Raw genomic sequence first — 8,446 nt, 5'->3', positions numbered from 1 at the left:
TTCTTTAGGAGGGGGATCGCAGTCGCTCGGAGTCAGTCAGCACCTTCTCCAGGAGGGTGGTTGCGTCGTTGGTGCGTCCCGCCCGGCGGTACGAGGTTGCGAGGTTGGCCCGGGAGGTCAGTGTGTCCGGGTGCTCGTCGCCGAGCAGTCGCTCGGAGTCAGTCAGCACCTTCTCCAGGAGGGTGGTTGCGTCGTTGGTGCGTCCCGCCTGCCAGTACGAGGTTGCGAGGTTGGCCCGGGAGGTCAGTGTGTTCGGGTGTTCGTCGCCGAGTAGCCGGACCCGGTCGGCTAGCACCCTCTCTTCGAGGGGGATCGCGTCGTTGGTGCGTCCCGCCTGGCGGTACGAGGTTGCGAGGTTGGCCCGGGAGGTCAGTGTGTCCGGGTGCTCGTCGCCGAGCAGCCGTTGGGCCTGTGAGGCCATGTGGTGCCAGTAGGTAACGGCGGGGGTGTGTAGGCCGGCGTTCAGCAGGCTGATGCCGGCTCGGTACAGCAATGGATGACCGTCGGGGCGCCAGAGCAGGTCACCGGCGATGCCAGCCAGGGTGGTGGTGTTGGCACGCAGCGCGACGACGGGGTCGGTGGGGGTGTGGTCGTTGTCCGGCCACAGCTGCAGCAGGGCGTCCGCGACGGCGCGGACGACCGTTGCCTGATCTGTGCTGGTTTCCCGGGCAGCGCGGGCAGTCAGGGCGTGGATACGTACGGCTCGGGCGCCGTCGGTGCGGGTGTGGGTGAGCAGGCTGTAACGGCGCAGCAGCCGCATAGCCTTATACGCCTGGTCGGCGGTGACAGGCTGCGCGGCGCCGCCGGTGCGGTGTTCGGACAAGTAGCCGGTGACCGCCGTGGTGGCCCACAGCGTGTCGGGGTGACCGTCCGGGTCGCAGACGGCGGCCAGCGCCAAGGCGGGGCGGGCCAGCCCGGCAGGCTCGCTGGCGTCGGCGGCGTCCAGAGCCAGCAGGAGGGTGACGGCTACCGGGCGGCCGTACGCGTCGGGGTCGGCGCTGGCTGGCATCAGCTCGGCCAGCCGCTCCTCGCCGGAGGTGTAGCGGGCAAGGTAGGCCGCACATCTCTCCTCCTGGTCGATCATGTAGGCGGTGGCATGGGACAACGCTAGGGGCAGGTGCCCCAACGCTGCAGCCAGAGCCGTGGCCTGGTCGTCGAAGAGATGGGCGTAGCCCTCTTCGGTGAGCCGGTCGCTCAGGTACGCCACCGATTCGCCTGGGGTGTACACGTCGACGTCGATCTTCCGCCGGCCGGAGCTGGTGAGGGTGGCATCGCGTAGACGGGTAGTGGCCAGGGTCCATCCGGTAGGCCGGTGCGGCGGCCACCACTCGGCAAGGCGGGCCGGATCGGTGACATCGTCGAGGACGATCAGCCAGCTGCGATCGGTGGTGTGCAGCCACTCCCGCAACACCTTGGCGTCCGAGGCCGGGTCGACGCCGTCAGCGCCGGGCACACCGATTCGCGCCGCAGCGCGGGCGTAGGTGGTGATGACCTGCTCCAGACTGCTGGCGTTCACCCACATCACCAGGTCTGCATCGGTGTGCTTAGCGAACCACGCCGCCAGCTGAGACTTACCGACACCTCCCCCACCCGCCAGCACCCGCGTGCCCAGATCCGGGCCGGCGCGGGCGGCATCACGCTGGGTCAGGACCACGTCGTCACCGCGTTGACGGGCAGCCAGGATCTGATCCCGTAACCCCCGCCGGGCCTGGAACGCCGACGCCAACTCGGGAATCTGCCCCACCAAGACCGGCCACACTGGCGCTGGCACTGCACGGGGGGCGGGATAGTGGTGGTGCTCGTGATGCTCGGGCCTAACATCGCCATTGATGATGCCGGCGTTGGCGACACCAGCGCGATCGGCCGACGCATTACCGGAATCGGTGACGATGGCCGCGTTGGGCGGCTTGTGCGGTGAGTATTCGCTGGTGGTCACGGCCGAGGTCCGCGCTGGATGCCGGTGTTGGCCACCGACCCCGGCCCGTCGGCGGTCGCGTCTCCCGAGCGTGTTACCTGTGCCGGCCGGTCGTAACCGGCGGCCTCGAGTCCGGTGTTGGCCCGCCCACCGCCGGTGGCCTTGGCCTTCCCGGTGTCCTCGACCCGGTCCGGGTTAAGCATCGGCACACCTCCTGACTGAGACGGAGGCAGCAGATACGGCGCCCCCAAAGCGAGCAGCGCCACGACCGCGCCGATACTGCTGGCTACCTTGTCCGCCTTGTCAAGCCCGACCGAAGCCAGGTAGACCACCAACGCCACGACGATCATGCCGAAGATGGAACGTCCGGCCCACACCCACTGTTGAGTCCGACGGGGCACGACGGCCACCCCCACCAAGATCAAGGCTGATGAATTCAACCAAGTTTACGAACACTGATCCATCAGGCGCACCTGGCCACCACCGCGCCCGAGCCGGCTGCCGCCGTCCTGCCCGCCAGTTGGAGCATCCTCGACCTCAGCCAGGCGTAGGCTTCGTCGCATGGCCGATGACCAGGACCAGGATACCGAGCGTGTTCAGATCCGCGACCGGTTCCAGCTCCTGCGCGCTGACCTTGCCGAGGTGAGCGACCAGGAGTGGGCCGACGAACGCGATGACAAGATGCGCGTCGTACGGGAGTGGGCCGCAGCCCGCCGGCGCCGCGCCGCGTAACCGACGACAACCGCCCGATCGCGCTGGTGCTCGATACCAGCGCGATCGCTGCGTTCGTAGCCGGATCCATGCACGTCCACGAGCCCATCCTGCTCGCCGACGAAGCCAGCGAAGCGGTCGCCGTACCCGTCGCTTGCCTCGTGGCTGCCGTACGCCGTGACCCGGGCATCGACCTCACCGAGCTCATGCACCACCCCCAGGTCGTGATCGTCTCCCCCGACCGCGCCGACGACGACCTCGTGCTCGACTGGACCCTCTACTACGACGGCCGCGAAGACCTCGCCGCAGCCGCGGTCCTCTCCTACCGCCACGGCCGCTGCGTCGTCCTCACCGAGGAGCCGGACGCCTACATGATCAGCCGGCAGCGCCCCCGCTGGGTCGTACCCATCGACAGCTCCTGGTAGAGCCAACCCTCTACACTGGAGGCGGCACTCCCTCGGGGATGCCCCACGATCACGCCGCCGGTTACGGGTTCGAGTCCCGTCATCTCCACCACATGGGGATGTAGCTCAATCGGTAGAGCAGCGGCTTGTCTTGCCTGAGGCCGCAGCGGATGCTCCGCTGCGGCCTCAGGCGTATGCGCGAACTGCAAGGGCACCACTTCAGCCTTCAGGGCGGCCGGATGGGTGGTGGCCTGCAGCGTATGTGAGATTGACGGCTGCTGCCGTGCAGGGCGGATACGTCGAGAAGCGTCACGCACCCGGCTCGTCTTCGTTCATCGGGTTGAGCGCTCGGTCCACCGGTATTCGTCTCGGCTCACCGGCGCCCGAGAAGAAGGAAGGAGACGAGGAGCCAGACGGTTCCTCGTCAGCGCACAACGACCGGTCCAGCCAGATGCCGCAGCCGGCGGTATCCGACTGGGAACCTAGGGCCCTGATGGCTACGGCCACCGGCCTGGAGGCGACGGCAGAGATCCTGCACGCCACCGGGCACGATGGCCTGGCCGCTATGGCCAGGACCATCGCTCACCTGCTACATCTGGTCGCCATTCTCGTTGGCGAACGCGGCGGCGACCAGAAATAGCCTTAACCGTCGGGCTGGCAACGAGATGGCCCCCGACATCCATTCCTACTGGGCAACGAGCGAGATCCGGGCCGGATTACGGGTCATTGCCTGTCGTTGAAGGATGCCGGGAACTAACCGTGGCCAGCGAGTTTGCGGCGTTGACATAGCAGCAGGTTCGACGGCCAGCCCAAACACCCCATGACCACAGATGGTCGGTACCCAGCTCGACGACGTGCTTGCGCCGGAGGGCCGCGCTGACGCGGTCGCCTCGGCAAGGCGAGGCCGGCCGCCTGCCTCCCCCGTCGCCTACGCCGCCAGCAGCATCGAGATCAGGGCTGCACTGCTCATGGTTGGGGGGTTCACTCAGCCACTGCGAACTCGGAGGACCACGATGGTTGCATCGTCATGAAGCTTGCCGCGCCAACGCCGAGGGTCTGGATCATCCCGTTCAGCCGCGCGAACAGCACGGATGACTGCCTCGGGTCCGTTGATTGCTTGAAGATCCAAGACATCGCGCCAGGTCCACCCGTACCGCTCGGTCAGTCGAGATACGCCGTCGGAACAAAGCAGCACCTGGTCGACTGAGCCGCTCGGCAGCGACCCCACCAGCGCATGGTCGGCAGCCGCTGGCACTGCGCCGAGGACCCAGAACCCTCCGGGCTGGTTGCGCACCGTCGCCACGTATTCAGGCAAGTAGGTACGCACCCGACCCTCTACTACGGGGGCGTTCGGCAGGTGATCGACACGGTCGTCAACGACGCTTGTGCACCCGTCGACACCCTGGTCGATGACCGCCGCGCAATCGCCGAGAACCAGCCACTCGACCTGATCCTTGCCGAAGCGGACTACTGCGCCCGTTGCTCCTGGTGAGAGCGGATCGCTGAGGTCACATGCGGAGCCATGGTCAGCCATGGTGGCTCCAACCGCAGACCGGACGATGGCGGTCAGCGGACTCTCTGGCTTGCCCAAGCCAGCGCTGAGATGAGCGGTCAACCGTTCGACGATCCAGCTGACGGGGTGAATGCAACCCCCCGACTTTCCGGGATATCGGCCTGCGCCGTCCAAGACCAGGGCCCACCCGTCGCCGACAGCGAAGCGGTCCTCGTTGGTGCTGTCCGGGGCTGCCTCCATGGCGGCCGCGTAGGTGATGTGCACAGACCGCCTTTAGTCGGGGATCTTGAACCGGTACGACATCTGGACCATATCGCCCGCGATGACGGCGAGCATTACTTCTACCGGTCTCCCGGTGATGTCGAACGTTGTGCGGGCCAGGTCTACCACGGGTGTTCCCGCTGGCAGGCGTAGTGCCGCACTCTCCGGGCCTGTAGGCATCCGGATCGACCACTCTTCGGCGATCTCGTCCAGCTCGTACCCGGCCTCTTCAAGGCGGGCGTAGCTGCCACCAGGTCCAGTGTCTTCCTCCTGGATCTGCGTGCCTTTGACGACACCCAGCTCAAAGTAGGAGTCGGCGAGCTGGTTAGGACGATCATCTACGAGGGTCGTCCGTCGCCGGACCCACACCGGAGTGCCAATGGGGATCTTGAACCGTTCAGCGACGGGCCCTGGCGCTGATGTCTCCGCGAGTTCTCGGATCAACTGGCTGGCCCTGTGCCCCTGTGACTTCGCCTCTGCAGCCAGGATCGCCCGCCCGGCCCTCCAACGACTCTTGGCGTACCGGTCGATGCCGTGCCTGCGCGCGGTCGGACGCTCCCGGACGAACGTGCCCTTGCCCTGAACTGTCACGACGAGCCCTTGCTGCTTGAGCAAATCGATCGCCTTACGCGCCACGGCCAGGCTGACCAGGTTGCCGGCCGCCAGTTCGTCGAGGGTCGGTAGCTGATCACCTGGTCGGAGGGCACCCGTTTCAATCTTCAGGCGGATGTCGTCGGCGACGCGAACTTGCATAGGTCGCGCATCGGTTGGGCCGGTGCTCATAGGCCCCAGAGTAGACCTTTGAAGGTCTGCATACAGAAATCCTTGACCCTGACGCATTGGCAACCTAACGTTGTCCGCACGTTGATAGGTCTGCATACAGACTCTAGTGATCATTCTCGGCCCTTTCGAAGGGCACGGAAAAGGCCCCGGCGGGATTGCGCCCCGCCGAGGCCCGGCGCGGCATCCCAACCAAGGAGGCTCAGATGCCAGCAATGAGGGTACGTGCTGCCCGAAATCAGGGGGTAGAGCCCCAGCCCGGATCGACGCCTGGCGACGTGTCCGCCCTGGTGGCGCGGGCGCAGGCCGGTGACGCGGAGGCCTTCGGCGAGATCTACGGCCGGTACGTCGACCAGGTGCACCGGCAGGTGTACCGGCGGGTGCTGGACCGGGAGGCGGCCGAGGACCTGACCTCGGAGACGTTCACCCGGGCCCTGGCCAACCTCGGTTCGTTCCGCCAGCGCGGCAGTGACTTCGGGACGTGGCTGGCCACGATCGCCCGGAACCTGACGATCAACTGGCAGCGGTCGCACCAGCGACGCGAGCGTCCGGTGGCCGAGCTGCGCGACGCCGCCCCGGTAGGGCGGGTGCCGAGTCCGGAGGCGGACGCGGTGGCGAACCTGACCCGTGAGGCGCTGATCGCCGGGATCGAGCAGCTCAACCCGAACCAGCGGCAGGTCGTTGCCCTGCGCTACTTCGGGGAGCTGTCGATCGAGGAGACCGCCACCAAGCTCGGCAAGACCCCGAGCGCGGTGAAGGGTCTTCAGTACAAGGCGTTGCAGGCCCTGCGGGGGCTGCTGCCGGCGGCTGCGGTGATGCCGGCATGACCACGACGATGACGCCGCTCAACGGCACCGACCGGGCCGCCGCCGTACGGGCCGCCCACGGCCAGCTGGCCCCGACGCAGCACGTCCCGATGGGCATCCGGGTCATCAAGGGCCCCGGCGCTTCACCGGCGACCGCCCCGGCCACGCCGCAGGACACCCCGACCGCGCCGACGACCCCTCGCGGCGTGGACGAGCTGCTGCGGATGGCTATGGACAGCGACCTGGCGCGGACCCGGCACCTCGGCGAGAAGATCACCGGTCTGGTTCAGAACCTGACGGCCCGTATCGAGGCCGAGCAGGAGCAGCGCCAAGAGCGAGAGGCCGCCGAGGCGCAGCGCCGCGAGCTGGCCGAGGCCGCGGCGACGCTGGCGAGCCAGCTCGCCGAGGTGCGGCAGAAGCTGCGCGGGACCTCTGGGCGCGATTCCGCAGCATCGCCGCAGCGGAGCAACCGTCGTGAGGGTGCCGGCCAGCGGGCCGAGATCCGTGCGTGGGCGGTGGCCAACGGCTTCGAGGTCGCCGACCGGGGTCGGATCTCCCGCCAGATCACGGAGGCGTACGCCGCCGCGACTGGGTCGGAGGTGGCGCGGTGAGGACGCTGACGAAGGTGCTGCTGCCGGCCGCCGCCGTGGTGTCGGTGGCGGGGCATGTGTGGGCGGCCCGCGCGGTGTGGTCGCAGCGGACCCAGTTGGTGCAGGCCCGCCGGGCGGCGTTGGTCGACCCGCTGACGGGCCTGGCGAACCGGACCGGGCTGGCCGAGGCGCTGGCGGACCTGGTCTGGGAGCCCTACGACCTGGTGATCGTGGACCTGGACGGGTTCAAGCAGGTCAACGACACCTATGGGCACGACGCGGGTGACGCGGTGCTGGTCGAGGTCGCGACCCGGCTGTCCGACGCGATCGACGAGGTCGACGGTTCGGTGGTGGCCCGGCTCGGCGGTGACGAGCTCGTGCTGGTCTGCCCGTCACCGGCGCCGATCGCACACATCCTCGGTGCCGAGGTGGTGCGGGCCCTGGCCGCGCCGGTGACGCTGCCGGGCGGGCAGGAACTGGCGGTGCGGGCCAGCGTCGGCGCGGTCTCGGCGATGGTCGGTGACGACCCGTCGCGGGTGCTGCGCGCGGCGGACCTGGCCCTCTACCGGGCCAAGGCCGCCGGTGGCGACCAGGTCGCCGAGTACGACCGGATTGCCGATCTGCCGGAGATCGAGAAGCGGCCGGTCGTGCGGCTGCGGGAGATGACCGAGATGGCCCGCACGCTGGGGGGTGCGGCATGACGACCCCGACCGCGCTCGACATGGCTGTGGTGCTGGACCGCTACCGGGCCGGCCTGCGGGACGTGCCGGACATCGAGCTGGAGCGTCGGGCCGGGACGGTCGCGGCGCTGCCGGGCCGGCTCGCCGCCGAGCTGCGGCACCTGGTCGACGCCGAGCGGGAGTACCGGCAGGCCGTGCGCCGTCCGGCCTCGCCGCCTCCGGCCCCGGTGTTGAACCGCTCCCGAGTGGTCGGTGCGGCTGCCGGTGTGGTGAGCACCGGCGCCGTGGGCGCGGTGCTCGCCGGCCGGGCGCTGGCTGAGCACGTCGACCAGGTGCCGCAGGCCCTGGTCTACTCCCCGGCCGTCGCGGTCGTTCTGGTCGCCGCCGGGGTCGGCGGTCGCCGGCTGGCGCGGTGGCTCGACGACCGCCGGCACCCCCTGGCCACCGACGTTGCCGAGGCCGACCTGAACCCGCTGGGCAGGCACCTGCTGGCCCAGGTTCGGGCCGCGCGGCAGGTCCGGGGGGAGGTGTCGTGATGGCGGGCCGACTGGTGGTGAACGTGCACCTGGACTGGACCGGTCCGGGTCACTACGACGCCGACCGGGCGTTGCCCTGCCGGTGCTGCCACACCCCCACGAAGATGCGCGACGGCCAGGGCGCCGCGTGCCACAAGTCGTGCGCCGAAGACGAGATCGCCCGGGAGCTGCTCGGCAGCGGCCGGGCCCGGATCGCCGACGAGCGGGTGCCGAGCCCGGCGCAGCTCGCGGCTGGCTGACGGAGGCCTCA

The 8,446-nt window shown here is 69.1% G+C and carries 12 protein-coding genes; 8 read left to right on the top strand and 4 right to left on the bottom strand.

The window, feature by feature from the left end; translation table 11 throughout:
- Nucleotides 1-4: 4 nt before the first annotated feature.
- Nucleotides 5-1,936: a tetratricopeptide repeat protein gene (locus HUT12_RS32530; protein WP_254877111.1), complete on the bottom strand. Its 1,932-nt coding sequence runs from the start codon at nt 1,934-1,936 to the stop codon at nt 5-7.
- Nucleotides 1,933-2,265: a hypothetical protein gene (locus HUT12_RS32525; RefSeq protein ID WP_176096127.1), complete on the bottom strand. Its 333-nt coding sequence runs from the start codon at nt 2,263-2,265 to the stop codon at nt 1,933-1,935. Before HUT12_RS32525 ends, HUT12_RS32530 begins: the two co-directional genes overlap by 4 nt.
- A 211-nt stretch (nt 2,266-2,476) precedes the next feature.
- On the opposite strand from HUT12_RS32525, the gene HUT12_RS32520 reads away from it, so the two are divergent.
- The 3 genes from HUT12_RS32520 to HUT12_RS32510 all read left to right on the top strand — a co-directional run bounded on the left by HUT12_RS32520 (nt 2,477) and on the right by HUT12_RS32510 (nt 3,670).
- On the top strand, nt 2,477-2,647 hold the full coding sequence (locus HUT12_RS32520) for a hypothetical protein (protein WP_176096126.1): 171 nt from the start codon (nt 2,477-2,479) through the stop codon (nt 2,645-2,647).
- 26 nt (nt 2,648-2,673) lie between these two features.
- On the top strand, nt 2,674-3,051 hold the full coding sequence (locus tag HUT12_RS32515) for a hypothetical protein (RefSeq protein WP_176096125.1): 378 nt from the start codon (nt 2,674-2,676) through the stop codon (nt 3,049-3,051).
- Nucleotides 3,052-3,298: 247 nt separating this feature from the next.
- The gene (locus HUT12_RS32510; RefSeq protein ID WP_176096124.1) at nt 3,299-3,670 is read left to right on the top strand and encodes a hypothetical protein; all 372 of its coding nucleotides are present in this window, start codon (nt 3,299-3,301) and stop codon (nt 3,668-3,670) included.
- Nucleotides 3,671-4,015: 345 nt separating this feature from the next.
- Here HUT12_RS32510 and HUT12_RS32505 read toward each other — a convergent pair whose 3' ends face one another.
- Both HUT12_RS32505 and HUT12_RS32500 read right to left on the bottom strand, forming a co-directional pair.
- Nucleotides 4,016-4,807, bottom strand: a complete 792-nt coding sequence (locus HUT12_RS32505) for a protein phosphatase 2C domain-containing protein (protein ID WP_176096123.1) — start codon at nt 4,805-4,807, stop codon at nt 4,016-4,018.
- Nucleotides 4,808-4,816: 9 nt separating this feature from the next.
- Complete coding sequence (locus tag HUT12_RS32500) at nt 4,817-5,587, bottom strand: GntR family transcriptional regulator (protein WP_254877110.1); 771 nt, start codon at nt 5,585-5,587, stop codon at nt 4,817-4,819.
- A 275-nt stretch (nt 5,588-5,862) separates the two neighbouring features.
- Here HUT12_RS32500 and HUT12_RS32495 point away from each other — a divergent pair, with 275 nt between their 5' ends.
- The 5 genes from HUT12_RS32495 to HUT12_RS32475 are packed head-to-tail and all read left to right on the top strand — an operon-like array spanning nt 5,863 to nt 8,435.
- Nucleotides 5,863-6,411, top strand: coding sequence for a sigma-70 family RNA polymerase sigma factor (locus HUT12_RS32495; protein WP_254877109.1), 549 nt, complete (start codon nt 5,863-5,865; stop codon nt 6,409-6,411).
- Nucleotides 6,408-7,001 carry a histone-like nucleoid-structuring protein Lsr2 gene (locus tag HUT12_RS32490; RefSeq protein ID WP_254877108.1) on the top strand — a complete coding sequence of 198 codons (594 nt, stop codon included), beginning with the start codon at nt 6,408-6,410 and terminating at the stop codon, nt 6,999-7,001. The genes HUT12_RS32495 and HUT12_RS32490 overlap by 4 nt, the downstream gene beginning before the upstream one ends.
- Entirely contained in the window at nt 6,998-7,681 is a 684-nt protein-coding gene (locus HUT12_RS32485; protein ID WP_254877107.1) for a GGDEF domain-containing protein, read from the top strand. Before HUT12_RS32490 ends, HUT12_RS32485 begins: the two co-directional genes overlap by 4 nt.
- Nucleotides 7,678-8,196 carry a hypothetical protein gene (locus HUT12_RS32480; protein WP_176096122.1) on the top strand — a complete coding sequence of 173 codons (519 nt, stop codon included), beginning with the start codon at nt 7,678-7,680 and terminating at the stop codon, nt 8,194-8,196. Before HUT12_RS32485 ends, HUT12_RS32480 begins: the two co-directional genes overlap by 4 nt.
- Complete coding sequence (locus HUT12_RS32475; protein ID WP_176096121.1) at nt 8,196-8,435, top strand: hypothetical protein; 240 nt, start codon at nt 8,196-8,198, stop codon at nt 8,433-8,435. Before HUT12_RS32480 ends, HUT12_RS32475 begins: the two co-directional genes overlap by 1 nt.
- Nucleotides 8,436-8,446: the final 11 nt, after the last annotated feature.

The organism is Verrucosispora sp. NA02020, from assembly GCF_013364215.1.
GTDB lineage: Bacteria > Actinomycetota > Actinomycetes > Mycobacteriales > Micromonosporaceae > Micromonospora.
Note: the sequence above shows the minus strand (reverse complement) of the source record. Positions and strands in the feature narration are given on the sequence as shown.